The 24,800-nt window shown below is 71.2% G+C and carries 24 protein-coding genes; 6 read left to right on the top strand and 18 right to left on the bottom strand.

What is annotated here, in order from left to right; genetic code table 11:
- Positions 1-223: 223 nt before the first annotated feature.
- A complete protein-coding gene (locus tag ACQEWB_RS45055; protein WP_432841900.1) occupies positions 224-1,822 on the top strand; it encodes an FAD-binding protein in 1,599 nt (532 codons plus the stop codon).
- A 51-nt stretch (positions 1,823-1,873) separates the two neighbouring features.
- On the opposite strand, the gene ACQEWB_RS45050 is transcribed toward ACQEWB_RS45055, so the two are convergent.
- Entirely contained in the window at positions 1,874-2,464 is a 591-nt protein-coding gene (locus ACQEWB_RS45050) for a TetR/AcrR family transcriptional regulator (RefSeq protein ID WP_432841898.1), read from the bottom strand.
- Between the two features lie 8 nt (positions 2,465-2,472).
- Positions 2,473-3,342 carry an alpha/beta fold hydrolase gene (locus tag ACQEWB_RS45045; RefSeq protein ID WP_432841896.1) on the bottom strand — a complete coding sequence of 290 codons (870 nt, stop codon included), beginning with the start codon at positions 3,340-3,342 and terminating at the stop codon, positions 2,473-2,475.
- Positions 3,343-3,505: 163 nt separating this feature from the next.
- On the opposite strand from ACQEWB_RS45045, the gene ACQEWB_RS45040 reads away from it, so the two are divergent.
- Complete coding sequence (locus ACQEWB_RS45040; RefSeq protein ID WP_432841894.1) at positions 3,506-4,375, top strand: VOC family protein; 870 nt, start codon at positions 3,506-3,508, stop codon at positions 4,373-4,375.
- A gap of 53 nt (positions 4,376-4,428) precedes the next feature.
- Here the strand turns inward: ACQEWB_RS45040 and ACQEWB_RS45035 are convergent, their stop codons facing one another.
- From ACQEWB_RS45035 to ACQEWB_RS45020, 4 genes are read right to left on the bottom strand one after another with little or no spacing between them, the layout of a single operon-like run.
- Positions 4,429-4,617: a ferredoxin gene (locus ACQEWB_RS45035; protein ID WP_432841892.1), complete on the bottom strand. Its 189-nt coding sequence runs from the start codon at positions 4,615-4,617 to the stop codon at positions 4,429-4,431.
- A 15-nt stretch (positions 4,618-4,632) separates the two neighbouring features.
- Entirely contained in the window at positions 4,633-5,445 is an 813-nt protein-coding gene (locus ACQEWB_RS45030; protein WP_432841890.1) for a mycofactocin-coupled SDR family oxidoreductase, read from the bottom strand.
- Positions 5,446-5,452: 7 nt separating this feature from the next.
- Entirely contained in the window at positions 5,453-5,674 is a 222-nt protein-coding gene (locus ACQEWB_RS45025; protein ID WP_432841888.1) for a hypothetical protein, read from the bottom strand.
- Entirely contained in the window at positions 5,671-6,816 is a 1,146-nt protein-coding gene (locus tag ACQEWB_RS45020; RefSeq protein ID WP_432841886.1) for an amidohydrolase family protein, read from the bottom strand. The genes ACQEWB_RS45025 and ACQEWB_RS45020 overlap by 4 nt, the downstream gene beginning before the upstream one ends.
- 176 nt (positions 6,817-6,992) lie before the next feature.
- On the opposite strand from ACQEWB_RS45020, the gene ACQEWB_RS45015 reads away from it, so the two are divergent.
- Positions 6,993-7,856, top strand: a complete 864-nt coding sequence (locus tag ACQEWB_RS45015) for a mycofactocin-coupled SDR family oxidoreductase (RefSeq protein WP_432841884.1) — start codon at positions 6,993-6,995, stop codon at positions 7,854-7,856.
- A 7-nt stretch (positions 7,857-7,863) separates the two neighbouring features.
- Here ACQEWB_RS45015 and ACQEWB_RS45010 read toward each other — a convergent pair whose 3' ends face one another.
- The 5 genes from ACQEWB_RS45010 to ACQEWB_RS44990 all read right to left on the bottom strand — a co-directional run bounded on the left by ACQEWB_RS45010 (position 7,864) and on the right by ACQEWB_RS44990 (position 13,590).
- Positions 7,864-8,850, bottom strand: a complete 987-nt coding sequence (locus ACQEWB_RS45010; RefSeq protein WP_432841882.1) for an NADPH:quinone oxidoreductase family protein — start codon at positions 8,848-8,850, stop codon at positions 7,864-7,866.
- Entirely contained in the window at positions 8,847-10,046 is a 1,200-nt protein-coding gene (locus ACQEWB_RS45005) for an acyl-CoA dehydrogenase family protein (RefSeq protein WP_432841880.1), read from the bottom strand. Before ACQEWB_RS45005 ends, ACQEWB_RS45010 begins: the two co-directional genes overlap by 4 nt.
- A complete protein-coding gene (locus ACQEWB_RS45000) occupies positions 10,043-10,810 on the bottom strand; it encodes an SDR family NAD(P)-dependent oxidoreductase (RefSeq protein WP_432841878.1) in 768 nt (255 codons plus the stop codon). The genes ACQEWB_RS45005 and ACQEWB_RS45000 overlap by 4 nt, the downstream gene beginning before the upstream one ends.
- A 10-nt stretch (positions 10,811-10,820) precedes the next feature.
- Positions 10,821-11,969, bottom strand: a complete 1,149-nt coding sequence (locus tag ACQEWB_RS44995) for an acyl-CoA dehydrogenase family protein (RefSeq protein WP_432841876.1) — start codon at positions 11,967-11,969, stop codon at positions 10,821-10,823.
- A 148-nt stretch (positions 11,970-12,117) separates the two neighbouring features.
- Positions 12,118-13,590 (bottom strand): FadR/GntR family transcriptional regulator, encoded by a 1,473-nt coding sequence (locus tag ACQEWB_RS44990; protein ID WP_432841874.1) that lies wholly within the window; start codon positions 13,588-13,590, stop codon positions 12,118-12,120.
- Positions 13,591-13,729: 139 nt separating this feature from the next.
- Between ACQEWB_RS44990 and ACQEWB_RS44985 the strand changes: the two genes are divergently transcribed.
- The 3 genes from ACQEWB_RS44985 to ACQEWB_RS44975 all read left to right on the top strand — a co-directional run bounded on the left by ACQEWB_RS44985 (position 13,730) and on the right by ACQEWB_RS44975 (position 17,327).
- The gene (locus ACQEWB_RS44985) at positions 13,730-14,929 is read left to right on the top strand and encodes an acyl-CoA dehydrogenase family protein (RefSeq protein ID WP_432841872.1); all 1,200 of its coding nucleotides are present in this window, start codon (positions 13,730-13,732) and stop codon (positions 14,927-14,929) included.
- Positions 14,930-15,019: 90 nt separating this feature from the next.
- The gene (locus ACQEWB_RS44980) at positions 15,020-16,261 is read left to right on the top strand and encodes a cytochrome P450 (protein ID WP_432841870.1); all 1,242 of its coding nucleotides are present in this window, start codon (positions 15,020-15,022) and stop codon (positions 16,259-16,261) included.
- A gap of 28 nt (positions 16,262-16,289) precedes the next feature.
- Entirely contained in the window at positions 16,290-17,327 is a 1,038-nt protein-coding gene (locus tag ACQEWB_RS44975) for a zinc-dependent alcohol dehydrogenase (protein WP_432841868.1), read from the top strand.
- Positions 17,328-17,381: 54 nt separating this feature from the next.
- On the opposite strand, the gene ACQEWB_RS44970 is transcribed toward ACQEWB_RS44975, so the two are convergent.
- Genes ACQEWB_RS44970 through ACQEWB_RS44940 form a run of 7 tightly spaced genes read right to left on the bottom strand, consistent with a single transcriptional unit; the run spans position 17,382 to position 24,799 of the window.
- The gene (locus ACQEWB_RS44970; RefSeq protein ID WP_432841866.1) at positions 17,382-18,527 is read right to left on the bottom strand and encodes a thiolase family protein; all 1,146 of its coding nucleotides are present in this window, start codon (positions 18,525-18,527) and stop codon (positions 17,382-17,384) included.
- 8 nt (positions 18,528-18,535) lie between these two features.
- Entirely contained in the window at positions 18,536-19,654 is a 1,119-nt protein-coding gene (locus ACQEWB_RS44965) for a CaiB/BaiF CoA transferase family protein (RefSeq protein WP_432841864.1), read from the bottom strand.
- Positions 19,655-19,656: 2 nt separating this feature from the next.
- The gene (locus ACQEWB_RS44960; RefSeq protein ID WP_432841862.1) at positions 19,657-20,421 is read right to left on the bottom strand and encodes a crotonase/enoyl-CoA hydratase family protein; all 765 of its coding nucleotides are present in this window, start codon (positions 20,419-20,421) and stop codon (positions 19,657-19,659) included.
- 2 nt (positions 20,422-20,423) lie between these two features.
- A complete protein-coding gene (locus ACQEWB_RS44955; RefSeq protein WP_432841860.1) occupies positions 20,424-21,689 on the bottom strand; it encodes an FAS1-like dehydratase domain-containing protein in 1,266 nt (421 codons plus the stop codon).
- Positions 21,686-23,185 (bottom strand): class I adenylate-forming enzyme family protein, encoded by a 1,500-nt coding sequence (locus ACQEWB_RS44950; protein WP_432841858.1) that lies wholly within the window; start codon positions 23,183-23,185, stop codon positions 21,686-21,688. Before ACQEWB_RS44950 ends, ACQEWB_RS44955 begins: the two co-directional genes overlap by 4 nt.
- A gap of 4 nt (positions 23,186-23,189) precedes the next feature.
- Entirely contained in the window at positions 23,190-24,332 is a 1,143-nt protein-coding gene (locus ACQEWB_RS44945; protein ID WP_432841856.1) for an acyl-CoA dehydrogenase family protein, read from the bottom strand.
- Positions 24,323-24,799: a VOC family protein gene (locus tag ACQEWB_RS44940; RefSeq protein ID WP_432841854.1), complete on the bottom strand. Its 477-nt coding sequence runs from the start codon at positions 24,797-24,799 to the stop codon at positions 24,323-24,325. Before ACQEWB_RS44940 ends, ACQEWB_RS44945 begins: the two co-directional genes overlap by 10 nt.
- Position 24,800 lies beyond the last annotated feature (1 nt).

The raw sequence follows: 24,800 nt of genomic DNA, 5'->3' as shown, positions 1-24,800 counted from the left end.
GGACGTTCCGCTCACCGGGACTCGACGGCGGCGGCCCGGGCGGGTCTCGCTGAGCGAGATGTCGTAACGGCTCGCCCGCGCCGTCTCGTTACCGTCGTCCGGCGAACTGCTGAACGGCCGGTGGCGGCATGCCACAGAGCGCCCCGCGGCCTCCGACTGCAGGCGCGTTCCTCAGCGGTCCCCACCCCCCACACAGGACGTCGGCACTCATGAAGGGGTTCGGATGAGCATCAACGAGGATGCCTACGACGTGATCGTCGTGGGGTCGGGCGGAGGCCTGGTCGGGGCTTACGTCGCGGCCTCGCGCGGACTGCGCACGCTGGTCGTCGAGAAGGCCGACAAGGTCGGCGGCACCATGGCCTATTCGGGCGCCGGTATCTGGTACCCCGGTTCGGCCCCGCTGGCCAGGGCGGACCTCGCGGACGACGTCGAGGCCGTCCGGGCCTATCTGCGCGAGATCGTCGACGACCCCGCGCGGGACGCCCGGCAGGACGCCTATCTGGCGGCCGGGCCCCGGGTGATCGACGAGCTGGAGCAGAACCCCTGGTTCCAGTCGTTCGTGCACGGTCCGGTGCCGGACTACTTCGGCTGGGTCGAGGGCGCCTCGCCCACCGGGCACACCGTTTTCCCGCCCCCGCTCGAACTGGCGGAGATCGGCGAGCACGCCGACATCGTCCGCAGGTCGATCCCGACCGAGCGGTTCGGCTTCGACGAGGGCCCGGTCGTCTCGGGCGGCCGCGCGCTGGTCGGCCGTGCCCTGGCCGCGTTCCTGGAGACGGGCAACGGCACGCTGCTGCTGAACACCGCGCTCACCGAGCTGATCGTCGAGGACGGCAAGGTCGTCGGGATCGAGGCCGTCCAGGACGGGGAGCCTGTCTCCTTCCGGGCCTCACGGGGTGTGCTGCTCGCGGCCGGCGGCTTCGAGCGCGATCGTGAGCTGCGCGAGAAGAACCAGGCGCCGCTCACCGGTGAGTGGTCCAACGGCGTCGCCACCAACACGGGTGACGCGCTGCGGGCGGGCATCGCCGCGGGTGCGGACACCGACCTCCTCGACGAGGCCTGGTTCGTGGCCGGACTGGTCTGGCCGGACGGGCTGCCGATCTTCCACACCGGCACCCGGGGCGGCATCTGGGTCAACGCGGCGGGCGAGCGCTTCGTCAACGAGAGCCGGCCGTACGACCAGGTCGGGCACGAGATCATGCGCCTGCACCACAGCACGGGCGTCAGTCACATCCCGGCGTACTGGATCTTCGACCAGCGGCAGCTGGAGCGGGACAGCTTCGGCGGCCCGCCGGACGAGCCGCTGCGCCCCGAGTGGCTGGAGTCGGGTGCGCTGCGCAAGGCCGACACCCTGGAGGAGCTGGCGAAGCTGATCGACGTGCCGTTCGAGGCACTGAGCCGCACCATCGAGGAGTTCAACGGGTACGCGGCGACCGGTGTGGACGAGAAGTTCAACCGCGGTACGAGCGTGTGGGACCAGATGTTCCACCACATCGTCCCGTTCGCGGCCGACCCCCGGCAGAACTTCCCGGCGGCGCCGGAGACCGAGTACCCCAACCCGCTGGTGGTGCCGATAGCCACCGCGCCCTTCTACGTGGCGACCGTCGTCCCGTCCGACATCGGTACCAAGGGCGGTCTGAGGACCGACGACCACGCGCGCGTGCTGCGGCCGGACGGCAGCCCGATCGAGGGGCTGTACGCGAGCGGCAACACCATGGCCGCGATGTCGGGGCGGGTCTACCCGGGTGCGGGTACCCCGATCGGTTCCAGCATCGCCTTCGCCTACCTCGCCGTGCTGGACATGGCCGGGGCGACCGACTGACCTCATGAAAGTGCCCGGGACACCCACGGTGTCCCGGGCACTTTCACGTCTTCAGACCGCCGCGATCAGCCGCGCGGCCAGCCTCAGGTCCGCCTCGCCCCGCTCGGTGGAGATCTCCTCGGTGAGCATGCCGACGAACAGGCCCCACCAGGTGTAGACGAGCAGCCGCACCCGGCTGCGGGCGTCCGTACGGTCACCGAGCAGGCCCAACAGCCGTTGTCCCAGCGGACGTTCGACGATGTCGATGCGGGCCGGCACAGCACTCGCGTACTCCGTGAACGAGGCCAGTGCCACCGCGGAGGCCAGCTGCCGGTTGCCGAGCAGCTTCCCGCTGAGCGCTACGAGCGTGTCCCCCACGTCGGCCACGGGGTCCGCCGGGTCGGTCACGGCGTCGGCCACCGGGCCGCCCTCGCCGCCCCTGAGGAACTGCTCGATGTGCCATTCGAGGACGGCCAGGAACAGGAAGGGCTTGGACGGGAAGTAGCGGTACAGGGTGGCGATCGCGACGCCCGCCTCCTTGGCCACGTCGTGCATCTGGACGGCGGCCAGCCCGTCACGGGAGCCGAGTTCGGAGGCGGCGCGCAGGATGCGGACCCGGCGGGCGGCCTGGCGGGCGGAGGTGGGAGCGGCAGGTGGACGCATGGGCGTCCTCAGGAGGCGTCCGGGCGGGTCAGGAAGGCCAGCACCGTGCTCTCCCAGGCCTCCTTCTGCTCGATCATCGCCCAGTGCCCGCAGTCCGGCAGCACGTGCAGCTCGGCCTTGGGGATGGTGCGCATCGGAATGAGCGCGCTCTCCAGCGGCGTGACCCGGTCGTCCCGGCCCCAGGTCAGCAGGGTGGGCGCGGTGATCTTGTGGAGGGCGGCCCAGATGGGCTGGTCGGACTGGGACTGGGCGGCCTGCATCGCGGCCATCGCCTGACGGCCGTAGATCCGGCGGGAGGCCTCCAGCGTCGCCGGCTCGGTGGCGCTCGCCCAGCGCTCCTCGATCAGTTCCTCGGTGAGCAGGGCCGGGTCGTGGACCATGGAGCGCAGCCACTGCACGAGGTTGTCCCGGGTGGGGTTCTCGGCGAACTCGACCAGCAGGTTGAGGCCTTCGCTGGGGCCCGGGGAGAGGATGTTGCGGCCGACGCCGCCGATGGTGACGACCCTGCGGAAGAGGTCCTTGTGGGCGACCGCGAGTCCGGCGGCGATGAACCCGCCCATGGAGTTGCCGATGACGTCGACGCGGTCGAGGCCCAGTCCGTCGAGGAAGCGCAGTACGGCCTTGGGGCCGGCGGCCATCGGGTTCTCGGCGGTCGGGTCGCTCACACCGAAGCCGGGGAACTCCAGTGCCAGGCAGCGGAAGTGCTGGGCCAGCACGGGAAGGTTGTACCGGTAGTTGCGCCAGCCGGTCACGCCCGGGCCCGAGCCGTGCAGCAGGAGCAGCGGGGGCCCGTCGCCGGCCTCGTGGTAGCGCAGGGTGCCTTCGTCGGTGGGGAGTTCGCGAAGGGTGTCCTCGTAACCGAGTGTGCTGAGTGTCATGACGGTCACCGTGGCACCGGCGAGGAGCCCTTCGTCGTACGTCTCCCGATCAGTGGGACGCTCCCGGCGGCGGGTGGGCCGGGCTGTCTAGCGTCACGGACGTACCGATACCGGGGGCCCGACGGGCCACCTGGGACCTGACCAAATGTGAGGGGAGGGCCTGATGGGAGTTCGCTCACTCGGGTACCTGCGTCTGGAGTCCAACGACCTCGACAAGTGGAAGGCGTTCGGAGCCGACTTCCTCGGCCTGATGTCCGTCGAGAGCGACTCCGAGTCACTCACCTTCCGGATGGACGACCAGCCGTCCCGGATCGTGGTCTCGCCGGGCGCCCAGCCCGGGATGACGGCGCTGGGCTTCGAGGTGCTGGACGAGCGGGAGCTGGCGAAGCTGGTCGCGGACGTCGAGAAGGCCGGCATCAAGGTGACGGTCGGCACCGAGGCCGAGGCGGCGGAGCGGAAGGTCACGGGCTTCGTCAAGTTCAACGACCCGGGCGGCAACCCGGTCGAGCTGTACTTCGGCCGGACCCTCGACCATGTGCCGGTGCACACCCCGCTGGTCTCCGAGTTCGTCACCGGCGACATGGGCTTCGGGCACGCCATCATCTCCGCCGAGGACGCGCGGACCACCTTCGAGTTCTACGTCAACGTCCTCGGCTTCATCGAGCGGAACACGATGCGCTCGCCGGGCGGCACGACCTGGTTCATGGGCTGCAACCCCCGCCACCACACCCTCGGTGTCACCCCGATGCCGGGTCCCGGGCGGCTGCTGCACTTCATGGTCGAGGGCGCGACCCTGGACGACGTCGGACGGGCCCTGGACCGGGCCGCCAAGTACGAGGTGCCGATGATGCACTCGCTCGGCAAGCACACCAACGATCACATGGTGTCGTTCTACGTGTGGTCGCCGGAGAACTACGCCGTCGAGTTCGGCTGGAACGGCCTGAAGGTGCCGGAGCCCGTGCCCGTCTACGAGATCACCGACGGCGCGTTCTGGGGCCACCACTTCACCCCGCCGCCGCAGCCGGCCGGCTGACCGGTCCGGACACGATTGAGCCCCACGGCCAGGGACCGTGGGGCTCAGTCGTGTCACTGGACGGTGATCGCCCGCTCGGGGCAGGCCGACTCACCTTCGTAGGCCGCCTGTTGGAGCTCCTCCGGGATCTCTCCGTCGATGGGCAGCGCATAGCCGTCGTCGTCGAGCCGGAACAGCTGCGCGGCCGCCGCGGCGCACCGGGCGTGTCCCGAGCACGACGCCGTGTCGATCGTGACCTTCATTCAACCCACTCCGTTCTACGGCTTGTTGGTCGAGCCGGCGTCGACGGTGAACTGCAGTCCGGTGACGTACCGCGCCTCGTCGGAGGCGAGGAACAGGACCGCGTTCGACACGTCCCGCGGCTCGACGTACGGGGCCAGGGGGTTCATCGCGACGAGTCCGAACAGCGGCTCCCGCGCGGCGAGTTCCTCGATCGGCACGCCGACCGTGATGCCGGTCTCGCTGACGCCGGTGGGATGGACGGTGTTGACCCGGATCCGGTGCGGGGCGAGTTCGTTGGACAGGGCCTTCATCAGGCCCACCACCCCGTGCTTGGCGGCCACGTAGTGCGCGTACGGCACATGGCCGCGGATGCCTGCGGCCGAGCTGGTGATGACGATCGAGCCGCCCTCCCCCTGCTCGATCAGCCAGGGGGCCGTGGCACGCACCGTGTTCCAGGGGCCCTTGAGGTTGACGTCGACGTTGACGTCCCAGGCCTCCTCGGACAGTTCCCAGGCGGCCCCGATGCTCATCACGCCGGCGTTGGCCACGACGATGTCGAGCCGCCCGAACTCCGCCCGGGTCGCGTCGACCGCGGCGCGCATCTCCTCGATCGACCGGACGTCGGCCTGTACGGCGACACACCTGCGGCCGGTCGCCCGGACCAGCTCGGCGGTCTCCTCCAGATCTTCCTTCGTCGCGAGCCGGTACGGCAGTTCGTCGCTGATGCCGTGGCAGACATCGGTCACGACGACGTCCGCCCCTTCCTCGGCCAGCCGCACGGCATGGGAACGGCCCTGACCCCGGGCCCCTCCCGTGATGAGCGCGACCTTGCCCGCTACCCGCCCCATGGGCACCTCAGTTCTTCCTCGCGTGGTCGATCAGGTCCTCGGCGGCCTCCCGCAGGGCCCGCAGCCGCGACTCCAGGAGTTCACGCTCGGCCCCGTCCGACTCACCGAGTTCACCGAGGCGTACGTCCGTCTCGGCGATCTCGGCGACCAGCCGGCCGTGGGCCTCCTCGCGGGTGAGCAGGTCCAGGTCGGTCCAGTCGGAGCGCTCGGACTCCGGGCGGCGGCTCATGCGGGGAGGTTGTAGAGGCGGCGGGTGTTGAGCTCCACGATCTGGTGCACCTCTTCGTCGGGTACGTCGGCCAGGACCTCGGCCGCGTAGGCGCGGGACTTGGGCCAGTAGGAGTCGGAGTGCGGGTAGTCGCACTCCCAGGTGATCTTGTCGATGCCGACGTGGTGACGGACCTCGACGCCGAACCGGTCGTCGATGAAGCAGCCGTGGAAGTGCTTGTTGAACAGCTCCGAGGGCCGCACGCTCTGGTTGACGTTCTGGTAGAAGCGATGCCGCTCCCAGGTGCCGTCCGCACGCTCCAGCAGATACGGGATCCAGCCGATGCCGCCCTCGGACAGACCGATCTTCAGCTTGGGGTGCTTGTGCAGCACCGGGGAGAAGAGCAGGTCACCGGTGGCGTACATGGCGTTGCAGCCGAACAGGGTGATGGTCACCGCGAACGGGGCCTCGGGGGCCGTCTTCGGGGCCTGGCCCGAGGTGCCGAAGTGCAGGCACAGGGGCATGTCCGTCTCCTCGGCCGCCGAGAACATGGGATCCCAGTAGTCGGTGTGGAAGGAGGGCAGGCCTCGCGGGGCGGGGTTCTCCGGGAAGGAGATCGCCTTGGCGCCCTTGGCCGCGGTGCGGTGGATCTCCGCGACGCAGGCGTCCACGTCCCACATCGGCATGATGACCAGCGGGATCAGCCTGCCCGGCGCACTGGCGCACCACTCGTCGAGGACGAAGTCGTTCCACGCCTGCACGCACAGCAGGGCGAGTTCGCGGTCCTTGCCGTCCAGGAAGACATGGCCGGAGAAGCCGGGGAACGACGGGAAGCACAGGGCGCCCCACACCCCGTCCAGGTCCATGTCGCGGATCCTGGCCTTCGGGTCGTAGCAGCCCGGGATCATCTCGTCGTAGCGCGTCGGTTCGAGTCCGAACTCCTCGGGCTTCTTGCCCGCGACGGCGTTGAGGCCGATGTACGGGTAGATGCGGTCCTCGTACACCCACACCTCGGCGGGTGCCTGTCCTTCGCCCCGCGACTGCTCGATGATCCGCGGACCGGCCTGCCGGTACTTCGCCGGCAGACGATCCGTCCACAGTCGCGGGGGCTCGATCAGATGGTCGTCGGTCGACAGCAACTTCATCCACGGCTGCAACGGCATCCTTGCGCTCCCTCGGGTCTCGGGACTCTCTAGCACCCGGCGCATTGCGTGCACTGAACTGATCCCACTCAGCGGAAGGGATCGCCAAAGTCCCGCACAGCTCGGCGATCATCGAGAATCGTCAGGCCTCTGCGCCGATATTCAGGCTACTCTTTTATCCGACGGAAGGAGACCCCATGGGTCGAGTGCAGGACAAGGTCGTCTTCATCACCGGGGCCGCGCGCGGCCAGGGCCGGGCCCACGCGGTGCGGCTCGCCTCGGAGGGTGCCGACATCATCGCCGTGGACCTCTGCGCGGACATCGCCACCAACGCGTACCCGCTGGCGACGGAGGCGGACCTGGACGAGACGGCCCGGGAGGTCGAGAAGCTGGGCCGGCGGATCGTCGCCCGCCGGGCGGACGTGCGGGACGCGGGCGCGCTCAAGGCGGTCGTGGCCGAGGGGGTGGCCGAGCTGGGGCGGCTCGATGCCGTCGTCGCCCAGGCCGGAATCGCGCCGCTGGGCCCGACGCAGACCGCGCAGGCCTTCATCGACGCCATCACCGTCGACTTCAACGGGGTGGTGCACGCCGTCGAGGCGGCCCTGCCCCATCTGCCCGACGGCGCCTCGATCGTCGCGACCGGCTCGATCGCCGCCCTGATCCCGGCCAGCGTCGACAACCCGGCCAACGGGCCCGGCGGCCTCGGCTACTCCTTCGCCAAGCGCCAGGTGGCGTCCTTCGTCCACGATCTGGCGACGGTCCTCACCTCCCGGAAGATCCGGGTCAACGCGGTGCACCCGACGAACGTCAACACCGACATGCTCAACAGCGACATCATGTACCGGTCGTTCCGGCCCGACCTGGAGAACCCGACCCGCGAGGACGCCCTGTCGTCCTTCCCGGCGACGACCGGATTCGGTATCCCCTATGTCGAGCCGGAGAACATCACCGACATGGTGCTGTTCCTGGTGTCGGACGAGTCGAAGTACGTCACCGGCATGCAGATGCGGGTGGACGCCGGCGGTTACGTCAAGAAGCGTCCGCAACTGCCCACGTTCTGAGCGGAGTTCAGGCCCCGCCACCGGTCAGGTCGATGACCACCTTGCCGGTGGTGCGCCGCTCCGCCACGTCGGTCAGGGCGGCGGCCACCTCGGTGAGGGGGTGGACGCGCGAGACGAGCGGGCGCATGCCGTCCCGGACCATCCCGGCGAGCGCCCGGTCGCCGGCAGCCACCGCGTCCGGGGCGTACTGGCGCAGCATGCGGATCTCGAAGCCCCGTACGACCGCGTCCTTGAGCAGGACGAGGTTCAGCGGGATCCGGGGGATCTTCCCGTCGGCGTACCCGACTGTGACGAACCGGCCGCCGCGGCGCAGTGCGCGCAGGGCGGCCTCCGCGTGGTCGCCGCCGACCGGGTCGACCACGAGGTGGGCGCCCTCGCCGCCGGTCAGTTCACGGATCCGGGTCTTGAGGTCCTCGTGGACGTAGTCGACTCCGGCCTCCGCGCCCAACTTCCGGGCGACCGTGAGCCGTTCCGCGCTGGACGCGGCCGCGACGACGCGCATCCCGAGCCGGGTCGCGATGTCGACGGCGGCGCTGCCGACCCCGCCCGCGGCGCCGAGCACGGCCACCCACTCCCCCGCCGCGCCCTGCCCGACGGTGACCAGGGAGTGGTAGGCGGTCGCGTACGTCACGTGGAACGCGGCCGCGTGGACCATGTCGAGGCCGTCGGGGACGGGGCGCAGGCCCGTGACGGGCACCACGACCCGCTCGGCGAAGGCGCCGGTCATCACCGCACCGGCCACCGGCGTGCCGACCGCGGGCCCGGTGACGCCGGGCCCGAGGGCCTCCACCACTCCGGCGAACTCGCTGCCGGGGGTGAACGGCAGGGGTGCGGGGACCTGGTAGCGGTTCGAGATGAACAGGACGTCCGGGAAGTTGACGGCCGCGGCGTGCACGCGGACCAGGACCTCGCCCGGGCCGGGTTCGGGGTCGTCCAGTTCCACGACGTCCAGACCGTCCGGAGGCCCGTACTGCGTACAGCGTGCGGCTCTCATCGTGCCCTTCCCGTGGTCGGCATCGCCGGGTCGCGGGGCAGACCCAGGACCTGTTCGGCGATGGTGTTGCGCTGGATCTCGGCGGTGCCCGCGCCGATGGACGAGGCCCGGGTGCGCAGGAAGCCCCACACCCAGCGGCCGCGCTGTACCGCATGGGGGTCGCGGCGGCCGAGGATGCCGTACGGCCCGAGCAACTCCAGGGCGAACTCGTGCAGTTCCTGCTCGAAGGTCACGATGAACAGCCGTGAGGTCGAGGAGGCGGGCCCCGGTTCACCCTTCGCCATGATGTCGGCGATGGTCCGCATCCCGGTGAGCCGCATGATCGTCACCCGGATCTCGAAGTCCGCGAGCCGGTCGCGGACCAGGGGGTCGGCGGTCGCCCCGCGCTCATGCGCGAGCGCGATCAGCTCGTCGAGGACGCGCCGGTAGAGGGCCGCCTGGTTCATCGCTCCGGCGGCGCGTTCGTGGCCGAGGCTGGTGCGGACAAGGGGCCAGCCGCCGTTCTCCTCGCCGATCCGGTCGGCCACCGGCACGCGTACGTCGTCGAAGAAGATCTCGCAGAAGTGCGCGTCGCCGGTCAGGTCGCGCAGCGGGCGCACGGTGATGCCCGGGGCGTGGGCGTCGATCAGCAGGTAACTGATGCCGTCCGTGCGGGAGTCGGGCGGGCCGGTGCGGACGAGGGTGAACAGGATGTCGGCGATGTCGGCCGAACTGTTCCACACCTTCTGGCCGTTGACGACGTACTCGGCGCCGGGGTCGTCGGGGCCGCCGCCCTCCCGGCGGGCTGTCGTGCGCAGGGCCGGGAGGTCCGAGCCGGCCTCCGGCTCGGAGTAGCCCTGCGCCCATACGGCGTCGCCGCGCAGCATGGGGCGCAGGAAGCGCTCCTTCTGCTCGGGTGTGCCGTACTTGATCAGGGTGGGGGCCGCGATACCGAGGCCGGTGCCGAGCGGGCCGGGGACCCGGGCTCGCGCGTACTCCTCCTGGTAGATGACCTGACGGGCGAAGGGCAGGTCCATGCCGCCGTACTCGCGCGGCCAGCTCGGGCCCGCGTATCCCGCGTCGTGGAGCGTCGCGAGCCACTTCTTCTGCCAGGTGAGGCGCTCGGCGGGGTCCTTGGGGCGGCGGCCGGGGTGCTGCTCCGACAGGAATGCGCGCAGGCGGGTGCGGAACTCCTCGTCGGTCTCGGCCGCCGTCATCGGGGGGCCATGCGGATGGCGCCGTCGAGGCGGACGGTCTGACCGTTGAGGTAGGGGTTCTCCAGCATCTCGACGGCGAGACGGGCGTAGTCGTCGGGTTCGCCGAGGCGCTTGGGGTGGGGCACGGAGGCGGCGAGTCCGTCGCGGATGTCCTCGCGGAGCCGGCCGAGCATGGGGGTGTCCATGATGCCGGGGGCGATGGTGTTCACGCGGATCTGCCAGCTGGCCAGGTCGCGGGCGGCGACCAGGGTCAGGCCGTGCACGCCCGCCTTGGCGGCGGTGTAGGAGGTCTGGCCGATCTGGCCGTCGAAGGCGGCGACCGAGGCGGTCAGGACCACGGCTCCGCGGTCGCCGTCGACGATGTCGTTGCCGGCGAGGCGGGCGGCGGCGAGGCGGAGGACGTTGTAGGTGCCGATGAGGTTGACGCGGATGACCTCGGCGAAGGTGTCCAGCTCGCCGGGGGTGCGCTCGCGGTCGATGATGCGGGTGCGGTCGCCGCCGCGGCCCGCGCAGTGCACGACGAAGCGCAGCGGACCGAGGTCCTGCGCGGCGTCGAGGGCGGCGGTGACCGAGGCCTCGTCGGTGACGTCGGCGCGGACGAAGCGGGCGTTGTCGCCGAGGTCGGCGACGGCCTTGACGCCCTGCTCCTCGGAGATGTCGGCCAGCACGACCCGGCCGCCGCGGTCGAGTATGCGGCGGGCGGTGGCCAGTCCCAGGCCGGAGGCGCCTCCGGTGACGAGCGCCGAGGAACCGTCGATGTTCACATCAAACTCCTTACAGGCCGAGGGACTTGCTGATGATGGTCTTCAGGACCTCGCTGGTGCCGCCGTAGATGCGGGTCACCCGGGCGTCGGCGTACAGCCGGGCGATCGGGGACTCGAGGATGTAGCCGTAGCCGCCGTGCAGTTGGAGGCAGCGGTCGATCACACGGCCCTGTGTCTCGGTGCAGAACAGTTTGGTCTTGGCCGCGTCCGCCGGGCTGAGTTCACCGGCGACGAGCGCTCGGACCGCCGCGTCGAGGAGGGTCTGGGCGGCCTCCGACTCGGTGGCCATGGCGGCGAGTTCGAACTTCGTGTTCTGGAAGTGGGCGACCGGCTTGCCGAACACCGTGCGGTCCCGGACGTAGGCGATGGTCAGGTCGATCGCGTTGCGGGTCTGGGCGACGGCGCCGACCGCGATGGCGAGGCGTTCCTGAGCCAGGTTGCGGCCGAGGTGGGTGAAGGCGGCGCCCTCCTCGCCCAGGAGGTTGGCGGCCGGGACCCGGACGGCGTCGAAGGACAGCTCCACGGTGTCCTGGACGGCGAGGCCGATCTTCTCCAGCTTGCGCCCGACGGTGAAGCCGGGCGAGCCCTTCTCCACGACGAGCAGGGACAGTCCGGCGCGCCGGTTGTCCGGGTCGGTGGCGGTGCGGGCCACCACGATCACCAGGTCGGCGTGGTGGCCGCCGGTGATGAAGGTCTTGGCGCCGTCGATCACCCAGTGGTCGCCGTCGCGGACGGCCCTCGTGGTGACGCCGGCGAGGTCGGACCCGGTGCCCGGTTCGCTCATCGCTATCGCGGTGTAGAGCTCGCCGGAGGCCAACCCCGGGAACCATCGCTGCCGTTGCTCCGCGTTTGCGAGGCCCGTGAAGTACGGGACGACGATGTCGAGGTGGGTGCGCAGACCGCCGAGGGTCACGCCCGCACGGGCGCACTCCTCCTGGATGACGACGTTGAAGCGGTAGTCGTCCTGGCCGCCTCCGCCGTACTCCTCGGGGATCTCGGTGCCGATGATGCCCAGCTTGCCCAGCGCGGTGAACAGTTCACGGGGCACTAGTCCGGCGCGGCGCCAGTCCTCGTACTCCGGAAGCACTTCGCGGGCGATGAAATCGCGGACCAGGAGGCGGAAGTCCTCATGGTCCTGCTCGAACAGGGTCCGGCGCATCGGAGCTCCTTCGACTCGACCCTATTCAGTATACGCAATTACCCTCGCCGCATACAGCAAAGCGCCCCATGCCGTAGGTCACGGCACGGGGCGCCTCTAATCAGTGTCAGTAAATCAGTGCCACCGAACGATGAGTGTCACCGAACGATCAGTGCCACCAAGGGATCAGCGCGTCCAGGTGGCGGCGCATCCGGTGGCGGGCCACGCCCGCGTCACCCTGCACGATCGCGTCGAGGATGCGCTGGTGGACGTGTCGGACCTCGTCGGCCGCGGCGTCTCCGGGCAGCGGCCGGTCCTGGCCGGAGGCGTGCCGGCGGAACAGCTCGGTGATGATGGAGAGGAACAGGGACAGCACGGGGTTGTCGGCGAGGGCCGCGAGTTCGGAGTGGAACAGGTCGGCCTTGCGGAGGTCGTCGGCCGGGCCCTCGGTGGCCCAGCGGACCGCCTTCGTGAGCCGCTCGGCGACCTCGGTGTCGCCCTCGGCGTGCCGGGCGGTCACCCGGGCGACGATGCCCAGCTCCATGGCGTTGCGGACGATCCGCAGATCGTCGGCCGTGACGCCCTGGTACTCCAGGAAGAGCGCCATCGTGTCGATGCTGGCCTGCGGTTCGGGCTCGGTGACGACGAGGCCGCCACCCGGGCCGCGGCGCATCCGGGCGACCGAGTGGTACTCCAGCAGCCGGACCGCCTCGCGCAGTACCGCCCGGCTGATCTCGTAGCGGGCCAGCAGATCGGTCTCCGAGCCGAGGACCATGCCGGTCTGCCAGCCGCGGGCGGCGATGTCGTCGTGGATCCGGGCGGCCACCACCTCGGCGAGCTTGGCCCGCGGCCCCTCGGCCAGTTCGGGCTCGACCACGTTCCCGGAGATGCGCTGGCCGCGGCGCACCCGGTGCTTCTCGATCCAGGCGGCCACCGACTCCAGGTGCAGGGAGAGTTCGGTCTGCGCGCGGGCACCGTCGTCGGCGATGACGGCGTCGACGACGGCCTTGTGCTCGCGGTGCGAGACCTGCTTCGCCGCGTGCATCTCCGCCTTGGAGATACGGCGGGACAGGTGCGCGTACCGGGCGGTGAGGCGGGTGAGCACATCGATGAACAGGTGCAGGACCGGGTTGCCCGACAGCTGGCCGAGCACGGGGTGCAGCGGGTCCTGGGCGTGCACCGACGGGTCGTCCCAGTGGGCGAGTTCCTCCTCCAGCGCGGCCCGGAGGGTGGCGATGCCCTCCTCGGTGATGCGGTCGGCGGCGAGGCCGGCGGCGATCGGTTCGAGGAGCTGGCGGGCCTGGAGGAGGTCGGTGACGCTGGTCCCGACGTACTCGAGGTAGATCACCATGGCGCGGGTGGCCGGTCCCGCGTCGGGGGCGCTGACGATGAGGCCGCCGCCGGGGCCGCGCCGCATCCGGGCGACCTGGTGGTGCTCGACCAGCCGTACCGCCTCGCGCAGCACCGCGCGGCTGACACCCAGCCACTCCCGCAGATCCGCCTCGGAGCCCAAGGACTCGCCCACCGGCCACCCTTGGCGGATCACGGACGCCTCGATGCGCTGCGCGGTCTGCGCGGCCAGCTTGCCGACCAGGGCGCCACTCTCGCCGTCGGCGGGCTCGCGGTCGACGGCAGTCGCCATGGGCCTACTCCTCTGAGGGGAAATTGCGGATCCCCAGTCTATTGGGCATGGGCACCGAGCACTGGCAGACAGGCCAACGCCATGGTTAAAGTATACTCATTTCGAGCCAAGCCCGCAGGACGACGAGGAGCCGGCAGCGATGCGACTGGAGTCCACGCCCGAGCTGGAGGCGTTCCGGGGGAAGGTGCGCGCCTTCGTGGCGGAGCACGCGCCCGGCGTCAAGGCCCATTCCGGGGTGCGCGCACCCGATCCGGCGCTGATGCCGGCGATCCGCGAGTGGACCGCGAGTCTGTACGAGGCGGGATTCCTCGGCATCGACTGGCCCGTCGAGTACGGCGGCCGGCCCGGCGCCCATCCGCTCGAACCGTCGGTGGTCGCCGAGGAGATCGCCCGGGCCCGCACCTGGCCGCCGGTCGGCGCGGCCTCGCTGGCCTCGGCGGCGGTCATCGACTTCGGCACCGACGAACAGCGGGCGCGCTTCCTGCCCCGCATCCGCAGCTGCGCGGACGTGTGGTGCCAGCTGTTCAGCGAGCCGGAGGCGGGCAGCGACCTGGCGGCGCTGCGGACCAGGGCGCGCCGTGAGGGCGAGGGCGAGGACGCGGTGTTCGTCGTGGACGGCCAGAAGGTGTGGACGACCAACGGTCAGCACGCCGACATGGGTTACCTGCTGGCGCGCACCGACCCGGACGCCCCGAAGCACAAGGGCATCACGGCGTTCGCGCTGGACATGCGCAGCCCGGGGGTCGAGGTGCGGCCGCTGCGCGAGCTCACCGGGACCACCGACTTCAACGAGGTCTTCCTCGACGGGGTCCGGATCCCGGCGGCGAACGTCATCGGCGCGGTGAACGACGGCTGGCGGGTGGCGATGAGCAGCCTCGGCCGGGAGCGTTCCGGAGTGGCGGCGCGCGGCGCCGAGCTGTCCGCCGTACTGGACGATCTGGTACGGCTGGCGGAGACGGCGACCGTCGACGGGCGGCCCGCGCTCGACGACTCCGCGACCCGGCAGGCCCTCGGTGAACTCGCCGCGCGAGTGCAGGTGAACGCGGCGATGATCGGGCTGGCGCAGTCGCGGATGCTGCACGGAACCGAGCATGCGGCCGACGCTCTGCTCGGGAAGATCTTCTTCAGCGAGCTCAACCACGACCTGGCCGACTTCGGGCTGCGGATGCAGGGCACGGACGGCCTGCTGACCGAGGAGGATCCGGGGGCCCTGGCCGACGGCTGGTGGCAGGACGCCCATCTGTACTCGCGGGCGTACACGATCGCGGGCGGGGCGAACGAGGTGCTGCGGACCCAGGTGGCGGAGCGGGGGCTGGGGCTGCCGCGCGAGTCCCGTTGATCTCCTTCCAGCCCGCACCCTGCGGGAACCGTTGATTGTACCGACCGGTCGACGTAACATTCCGGCGACGCCACGCGAAGGTGAGGAACCATGGCCGAGAACGTGTCCGGAACCGACGTCGCCGAGGAACTGCCGGAGTTTCCCGCACCCCGATCCAGCCAGTGCCCCTTCGCGCCGCCGCCGGGGCTGCTCAACCTGCACGACACGGAGAAGCCGCTGCAGCGCGTCACGACCTGGGACGGCACCACCCCCTGGCTCGTCACCTCCCACGCCGCCCAGCGCCAGCTGCTGACGGACCCGCGGCTCAGCGCGAACATCGGCGCACCGGGCTACCCGCACACGACCGAGGCCATGAAGGCGCACGCCGCCGAGATGCAGCCGTCGATCAACAACACCGACGGTACCGAGCACACGCGATGGCGCCGGATGCTGACGAACTCGTTCACCCGGCACCGGATGGAGAAACTCCGTCCGGAGATCCAGCAGATCACGGACGACCTGATCGACAAGATGCTGGCCGGCCCCAACCCGGTCGACCTCAACGAGGCCCTGTCGCTGCCGCTGCCCTCGCTGATGATCTGCGCGCTGCTCGGGGTGCCGTACGAGGACCACGACTTCTTCCAGGAGCACGCCGGGGTCACCAACGCCCGTTTCAAGACCCCGGAGCAGGCGGCGAAGTCCACGGCGGACATCCGGCGCTACATCGCCGGCCTCATCGAGGCCAAGATGGACAACCCCGGTGAGGACGTCCTCTCCGACCTCGGCGCCAAGATCAAGGAGGGCGTGCTCTCCATGGCGGAGGCCGCCCCGCTGGGTCACATCCTGCTCGTGGCGGGCCACGACACCAGCGCCAACATGATCACGCTGGGTACCGCTCTGCTCCTGGAGAACCCGGGGCAGCTCGCCGCCCTGCGGGAGCACGCGGACGACGAGAAGTTCGTGCAGAACTCGGTCGAGGAGCTGCTGCGCTACCTCACGATCCCGCATCTGCTGGCCCGGCGGGCGGTGCTGGACGACATCGAGATCGAGGGCGAGACGATCCGCGCGGGCGAGGGTGTCATCGCCTCGCTGCCGGCCGCCAACTGGGACCCGGAGGCCTTCCCGGAGCCGGAGCGGCTCGAACTCACCCGCAAGGCCTCGCACCACCACGCGTTCGGCTGGGGCCCGCACCAGTGCGTCGGCCAGCAGCTGGCCCGTATCGAACTGCACGTCGTCTTCAGCACCCTGTTCCGCCGGATCCCGACCCTGCGGCTCGCGGTCGACGTCTCGGAGCTGAAGTTCAAGGAGGACTCCCAGGCGTACGGCATCTACGAGCTGCCGGTCGCCTGGTGAGTCGCGGTCAGCAGAGGAAGGCGGCCACATGGCCACGATGAAGTCCGTCCGAACCGGCGCGAAGAACGCGGTCGAGGTCGTGGAGATCGAGCGCCCGACGCCCGGTCCCCGGGACGCGCTGCTGCGGATCCGGGCCTGCGGCATCTGCGGCACCGACACGTTCTTCGTGCAGTCCGGCGGCACCCCCTACACGCCCGACGGCTCGGTGGTGCCGCTGCCGCTCGGGCACGAGCCGGCCGGTGAGGTCGTCGCCGTGGGCGCCGAGGTCACCGACCTCAAGGTGGGCGACCGGGTGGTCGTCAACCCGCAGGGCGCGCCCTCCGGCATCATCGGCTGCGGCGGCGAACTGGGCGGAATGGACGAGTACCTGATCGTCGAGGACGCCGAGGTGGGCCGGAGCGTGGCCGTCTTCCCGGACGAGCTGCCCTTCGACGTGGCCGCGCTGAACGAGCCGATGGCGGTGGCCCGGCACTGCGTCAACCGCTCCGAGGCGCAGCCCGGCGACAAGGTCCTGGTCTTCGGTGCCGGGCCCATCGGGCTGGGCGTCACCATCTGGCTCAAACTGCGCGGGATCGAGCATGTGGTCGTCGCGGACGTCGTGCCCGAACGCCTGGAGACCGCGCTGGCCGTGGGCGCCGACGCCGTCATCGACTCGGCCGAGGAGGACGTCACCGCGCGGCTGACGGAGCTGCACGGCGAGGCCGCCAACGCGCTGGGGCAGCCCCGTCCCGGCACCGACGTCTACATCGACGCGGCCGGGGTCGCCGCCGTCTTCAACGCCACCGTGGACGCCGCCAAGTGGGGCGCCAGGCTGGTCATGGTCGGCGTACAGAAGCCGTCCTCCGAGATCGACCTGGGCGGCATGCTCCGCAGCGAGCTCACGCTGATCGCCTCGCAGGGCTATCCGACCGAGATCTTCGAGGTGACGGCCGAACTCGCCGAGCACCAGGACCGGTTCGCGCGGCTGATCAGCCACTGGGTGCCATTCGCCGAGGTGCACCGGGCGTTCGAGCTGGCGCTGACACCCGGGGCGGCGGAGAAGGTCGTCGTCACCTTCGAGGACTGAAGGAGAAACAGCAGAGCGTGGGCGGGCCCTCGGCGGGGTCCGCCCACTTCGTGTTCAGCGCAGCAGTTCGATGATGGTGGCGTTCGCGGTGCCGCCGCCCTCGCACATGGTCTGGAGTCCGTAGCGGAGGTTCTCTCGCCGCATCTGGGCGAGCAGCCGGGTCATCAGGATGGCGCCGGAGCCGCCGAGCGGGTGGCCGACGCCGATCGCCCCGCCCAGCGGGTTGAGCCGCTCGGGGTCGGCGCCGGTCTCGGCGAGCCAGGCCAACGGCACCGGTGCGAAGGCCTCGTTGACCTCGTACACGCCGATGTCCTCGATGGACAGCCCGGAGCGGCGCAGCACCTTCTCGGTCGCCGGGATCGGGCCGAGCAGCATGGTGATCGGGTCGGCGCCGCTGACCGCTCCGTGGTGGTAGCGGGCGATCGGGGTGAGGCCGAGTTCGCGCGCCTTCTCCGGGGTGGTGATGAGCAGGGCGGCCGCGCCGTCGGAGATCTGGGAGGCGTTGCCGGCGTGGATCACGCCGTCCTCCTTGAACGACGGCTTGAGCTTGGCCAGCGTCTCGACCGAGGTGCCCCGCCGCAGCCCCTCGTCCACGGTGAACTTGGTGCCGTCGACCTCGATCGGCACGATGTGGTCGTCGAAGACACCCGAGTCGATCGCCGCGGCGGCCTTCGCGTGGGACTCGGAGGAGAACTCGTCGAGCCGGGTACGGGTCAACCCCCAGCGTTCGGCGATGAGTTCGGCGCCCGTGCCCTGGCTGAACTCGAAGCCGTCGTAGCGCGCGATGGCCGCGGGCCCGTACGGCTGTCCGGTGGTGCGGTGCGAGCCGAGCGGCACCCGGCTCATGGTCTCGACGCCGCCCGCGACCACGATGTCGTACTGGCCCGCCATCACGGCGTGCGCGGCCTGGTCGACCGCCTGCTGGCTGGAGCCGCAGGCCCGGTTGACGGTGACGGCGGGGACGTGTTCGGGCCAGCCCGCGGCGAGCACCGCGAACCGGCCGACGTTGCTGGACTGGTCGCCGATCTGGGTCACACAGCCCCAGATCACGTCGTCCACCGTGCCGGGGTCGATGCCGGTGCGCTCGACGAGCGCCTTGAGCACCTCGGCCGACAGGTCCGCCGCGTGCACCGAGGCCAGCGAGCCGTTGCGCTTGCCGATCGGGGTGCGTACGGCGTCGACGATGACGGCGTCTCGCATGACAACTCCTAGGTCTGGTCGGTCGGTTGCCGCACGCCCCAGTCGTGGAACACGGCTCGGGTGTCGGCGCCGACGGCCGGTGCCGTGCGGCCGGGACTCGACGGGGTCGCCGAGAAGCGGGGGGCGGCGGCGGGCTGGACCACGCCGTCGCGGGTGAACAGGCTTGCGCGCGCGGCGAGATGGGGGTGCGCGGCGGCTTCGGTGAGGGTCAGTACGGGTGCCACGCAGGCGTCGGTGCCCTCGAACAGCTCGGCCCACTCGTCGCGGGTGCGCTCCGCGAAGCGCTTGGTCAGCAGCTGCCGCAGCTCGGGCCAGGTGGAGCGGTCGTGCTGCCGGTCCGGGTCCACGTCCAGGCCGAGCAGTCGTACGAGGCTGCCGTAGAACTTGCGCTCCAGGGCGCCGACGGCCACATGGCGGCCGTCCTTCGTCTCGTACACGGCGTAGAAGGGCCAGCCTCCGTCGAAGCGGTTCACGCCCCGCTCGTCGGTCCACTCGTCGCGGGCGAGTTTGGCGAAGGTGCTGGCGAGGAGGTGGGCGGTGCCGTCGACGATGGCCGCGTCGACGACCTGGCCGCGGCCGGTGCGCTGGGCCGCGTGCAGGGCGGCGAGCACGCCGATGACGAGGTAGCAGCCGCCGCCCCCGAAGTCGCCGACGAGGTTCAGCGGGATCTGCGGTGGGCCGTCGGGGTCGCCGATCGCACCGAGGGCGCCGGTCAGCGCGATGTAGGTGATGTCGTGTCCGGCCGCGGCGGCGAGGGGGCCTTCCTGGCCCCAGCCGGTCATGCGGCCGTAGACCAGGCGGGGGTTGCGGGCGAGGCAGTCGTGCGGGCCGATGCCGAGCCGCTCGGTGACACCGGGGCGGAATCCCTCGGTCAACACGTCGGCCCGCTCGACGAGTTGGAGGAGGGCGGCGGTCGCGGACGGATCCTTCAGATCGAGTACGACCGACCGCTTGCCCCGGTTGAGCACGTCCGCAGGACCGCCCGCGTCGGGTTCGTCGGCCCGTCCGGGCCGGTCGACGCGGACGACCTCCGCGCCGAGGTCGGCGAGGAGCATCCCGGCGAAAGGTCCGGGGCCGATGCCGCCGAGTTCCAGGACGCGGACACCTGAGAGGGGTCCCTCCCCCATTCTCAGCGTCCCTTCCAGACCGGCGCCCGCTTCTCCGCGAAGGCCACCGCACCCTCCTTGGCGTCCTCCGACTGGAACACCGGCTCGGCGACGTCGAACTGCTTGCCCCAGGCCTCGTCCAGGGTCCAGTCGGCGGTCGAGCGGGCGATCTCCTTGGTCGCCGCGACCGCCAACGGCCCGTTCTTCGCGATGGTCCCGGCGAGTTCGAGCGCCCCGTCGAGCGCGCCGCCCTCGTCGGTGAGGCGGTTGATCAGGCCGTACGCGGCGGCCCGTTCGGCGTCGATCGGCTGGCCGGTGAGCAGGAGTTCGACCGCGATCGCGTACGGGATCCGGCGCGGCAGGTGCAGTGCCGCGCCGGCGCGGGCGACCAGCGAGCGCGTCACCTCGGGCACGCCCAGCCGTGCCGTGCGGGCGGCGACGACCAGGTCGCAGGCCAGCAGGAGTTCGAAGCCGCCGGCCAGGGCCCAGCCCTCGACGGCGGCGATCAGCGGCTTGCGGGGCGGGGTGATGCTGATCCCGCACAGTCCGCGGCCCTCGATCGCGGGCGTCTCGCCGCGCAGCCACGCCTTGAGGTCCATCCCGGCCGAGAAGGTCCCGCCCGCTCCGGTGAGGACGCCGACCCGCAGCTCGTCGGACTCGTCGAGCTCGTCCACCGCGGCCGCCACTCCCTCGGCGACCGCGGCGTCCAGGGCGTTCTTCTTCGTGGGGCGGTTGATCGTGATGACCTGGACCGCGCCACGGCGTTCCACCAGTACCTCGTCGGACACGCCTACCTCCTGGCTGCTTGCTGTTGTTCGCCGGTCACGGCGAATCGGGTCAGTTCATGGGCGACCATGCCGTCGAGGTCGGCGGCGGGCGGCGCCGGGAGTTCGACCGGGCGGTCGCGGGTCGGCAGCAGGACGACGGCCGTGCCGGGGGTGGTGACCTCGCCGCGCTGGTTCTCGCACCGCACCTCGACGTCCACCTCGTACCGCCCGTCGGTCTCCCGCTTGCCGACGACCGTGCCGCGCACCCAGGTGGTGTCGCCGAGGTAGTTGAACTTGCGGTGCTCGCAGCGGAGTCTCCACAGCCAGCCCTCGTCGCCGATCCAGTCGGTGAGCAGGTGGCAGAGCCAGGTCTCGCGCATGCCGCCGTAGTCGTAGGGGTTCGGCAGGCCCAGCTCCCGGGCCCGTTCCGGTTCCCAGTGCAGCCGCTGCACGGTGTCGGGAATGTTCATGGGGTTGGGCGGATAGAGGCCGGGCGCCTTGCGCCGGACCTTCGCGGCGATCCCGAACACCCCGGGCGGGGTGAGCTGCATGCCCCAGCCCAGGTGCCACACCACCACGTCGGTGGTGGTCAACGGGCCCTTCACGCGCGGCTGGAGCTCGTCCCCGATCTGCACGTCCTCCCAGTACCGCGGCGCGGCGCCGCGTCGGCTCTCGGCCGCGTAGGCCGCGTCGATCTCGGCCAACTGGTCCGCCGTATAGGGCTGTTGGACGAGGTTCTCCTTGGCCTTCTTCTTCGAGGTGTGCCGCTCGGCATTGATCCAGGTGCCCCGCCGCAGCGCGTGCATCTCGCCGCGTCCGTTGGCGTAGAGGTAGTCGCGGACCACGTGGGCGGTGCGCCCGCCGAAGCTGCTGGGCTTGAGGTGCACGCCCACCTGGGTCTGCAACACCCGGCAGCGGTCGGCGAGTTGCAGCGGACGCCACCACTCGAACTCCATCACCGCCTGGTAGGAGCCGAGCCCGGCGAAGGGGTCGCCCTTGAGCAGCGCCTTGGTCTCGGCGTCCGGCTTCGGGGCGGCGTCCTCCCCCATCGTGTAGAGGAAGGTGGGCGGTGCGATCAGCGAGCCCCAGCGGGTTTTGGCCGCGTAGTCCGGGTCGCAGTAGAGGGGGTTGTCGTCGCCGTAGCCGTAGGCGAAGTGGCGTACGCCGTCCTGGGACACCTCGTAGTTGTGCGGGGGGTTGCGCTGGGGCTCGGGGATGCCGAGGCGGCGGCGCGAGCGCTCGACCGCCTCGTCGGTCAGCACGCCGAAGCGCTCCTTGGTCTCCGTCACCTCTGTTCCTCCTTCTGTCCCAGCCGGTCACGGACCAGGCCCAGCAGTTCCACGCGGCTGACCTTGCTCGACGGGGTGCGGGGCAGGGCGTCCAGGACGACGATGTGTGCCGGGACCTCGTACGGGGTGAGCCGCGAACGGCAGAGGGCGATCAAGTCGTCGACGTCCGGGACGAGTTGGTCCGGCTCGGCCTCGACGGCCGCGACCGGCACCTCGCCGAGGCGGGCGTCCGGGAGTCCGGCCACGGCCGCCTCCCGCACGGCCGGGTGCGACTCCAGCACGCGTTTGACCGTCTCCGGCTGGACCTTGAAGCCGCCCCGGATGATGGCGTCGTCCGCGCGTCCCTCGATCCAGACGAAGCGGTCGGCGTCGACGCGGGCGAGATCGCTGGTGCGGGTCCATGCCCCGCCGCCCCGGGTGCTCTGCTCGGTCCGTACTTCCAGTCGGCCGGTCCTGCCGACGGGCAGCTCGGCACCGTCGTCGCCGGTCACCCGCAGCTCGACCCCGTCGAAGGCACGCCCGGCGCTGCCCGCCTTGCGCTGCCACCACCGGTCGTGCAGGGGCAGCGTCCAGCCGACCACCGCGCCGGCGAACTCCGTTGCCCCGTAGGTCATCAGGACCGGGATGCCGTAGGTGCGGAAGAACCGGTCGGCGAGCTCGGCCGGGCAGGGCGCGGTACCGGAGGTGACGACCTGGAGGCTCGTCAGCCGCTCCTTCGGCACGTCCGCGTCGAGCACGGCGCGGATCGCTGCCGGCACCAGGCTCGCCGCCCGCAGCCGGTGCCGCTCCACGACGTCCACCCAGGGGTCGACGGCGAACTTGGCCATCAGGATCATCCGGCGCCCGGTGGCGAGGCAGGCGAGCGCCCGCCACAGTCCGCCGATGTGCACGAGCGGTGCGGCCACGAGGGAGGACGACGAGGACAGCAGCCGCTCGGCCTTCGGGATCTGGCCGCCGGAGACGAGCGCCTGGTCGAGCTGACCGGTGCGCAGATGGACGCGTTTCGGCGGGCCGGTGGTGCCGGAGGTGAGCATCTCCACGGCGACACCGGGGTTGCCCGGGGCGTCGGCGGGTGCCGTGCCGCCGACGGGGAGCAGGGTGCCGTCGGGGGCGAGTTCCAGAGCCGCGCCGTGCGCGGTCACCGCTTCCGACACGCCCTCGCGGGCGAGGATTTCGGCGCCGGCGACGACGACGGGCGGCGTGCAGCGGGCGATGTCGGCCGCGAGGCGCGCGGCCGGCTGCAGCGGGCTCAGCATCACCAGGCAGCGTCCGGAGGCGATCACGGCGGCGACCACCGCGACATGCTCGGGCCGGTTCTCCAGTACGACACCGACGCGGGCGTCGGCAGCCAGGCCCGCCGCGTCCAGGGCATCGGTGACCTGCCGGGCGGTCTTCTGGACCTGGCCCCAGGTCCACCACTCGCCCTGGTGCTCGATCGCCTCCGCGTCGGCGGCCGCTTCGGTCAGCAGCCGGGACAGGCGGTCGCGAATTCCCACGTACTCAGCCCTTCGTCGCGGTGGCCGGAGCGATTCCGACCAGCTCGGCAAGCCGCCCGCGGTGTGTCGCCGGGCTGCCGAAGAGCTGCTCGGACGACTTCGCGCGCTTGAGATGGAGGTGCGCGTCGTGCTCCCACGTGTAGCCGATGCCGCCGTGGATCTGGACGTTCTCCTTGGCCGCGTGGGTGTACGCGTCCGCGCAGTACGCGGCGGCGATGGCGGCGGAGACCGGCAGCTCGCCCGGCGTTTCGCCGGCCACGGACAGCGCGTGGTACGCCGCCGAGCGGGCCGCCTCGACCTTCAGCAGCATGTCGGCGCACTTGTGCTTGATCGCCTGGAACGACCCGATGGGGCGGCCGAACTGCACCCGGGTCTTCGCGTACTCCACGGACGCGTCCAGGCAGGCCTGCGCCCCGCCGACCTGTTCGGCGGCGAGTGCGACGGCCGCGAGATCGGTGACGGTGCGCAGATACGCGGTGGCGTCCCCCTCGGGGCCGACCCGGACGGCCGGTACGCCGTCGAAGTCGACGCGCGCCAGCCGCCGGGTCGGGTCGAGGGTCTCCAGACGGGTGCGGGAGACACCGGTCGCGGTGCCCTCCACGGCGAACAGTCCGGGGCCGCTGTCCGAGCGGGCCACGACGAGGAGCAGGTCCGCGCTGTGGCCGTCGATCACGAACATCTTGGTGCCCGACACCCGCCAGACCGCGGTGTCGCCCCGGACGGCCTCGGCGGCCACGTCCGCGATCTTCCACGACCCGCTCTCCTCGGCCGACGCGAGCGTGCCGGTGAGCGAGCCGTCGGCGATCCCGGGCAGCCAGCGGGCCATCGCCGTGTCGTCGCCGGACGCGGCCAGGGCCTGTCCGGCGAGGGCCACGGTGGCGAAGTACGGCGAGGGCAGCAGGACTCGTCCCAGTTCCTCCAGGACGATGCCCAACTCGACCGGGCCGCCGCCGAAACCGCCGTATTCCTGTGGCAACGAGAGTCCGTGCAGGCCGAGTTGATCCGCCATCTGGCGCCAGAGCCGAGGGTCGTGTCCCTCGTCCGACTCCATCGAGCGGCGGACCGCCTCGCTCGGTGCCTTGTCCGTGAGGAGGCGGCGCAGGGTCGAGCGGAGTGCCGTGTGCTCCTCGGTGAACGTCACTGCCACGTCGGCGCCTTCGAGCGGAGATAGGCGTCGAAGTCAGGGATCACGGTCCGTTCCACGATCTCGATCCGGATGCCGGACGGAGCGAGGTGGTAGGCGAAGATCGACGGGGCGCCGTCGACGATCGCACACGCCTCCAGGGCGAAGCCCGCCTCCTCCAGCCGCTTCGACGTCGCCGTGAGGTCGTCGCAGAAGTAGCCGAGGTGGTGCGTGGCGTTGTGCGCGGACGCAGTCCAGGGTGTCCCGGGGATCTCCTGCACGAGTTCGATGTGCGGGGCGTCCAGGGAATAGGTGTAGCGCAGCTTCAGTACGCGTTCGCCGTCGGCCAGCCGGACCGGGAGCTCCGCCGACATGGTCTCGGTCCACCGGTGGCCGGCGACCTCGCTCATCCGGATCTTCCAGGCCTCCAGGTCCGGGACCACGATCCCGGTGTGGTAGAGGTCCGTCGCGCTGAGGGGAGAGGTGGTCATG

Origin of the sequence: Streptomyces sp. CA-249302, assembly GCF_050936785.1 — a bacterium.
Lineage (GTDB): Bacteria > Actinomycetota > Actinomycetes > Streptomycetales > Streptomycetaceae > Streptomyces.
Note: the sequence above shows the minus strand (reverse complement) of the source record. Positions and strands in the feature narration are given on the sequence as shown.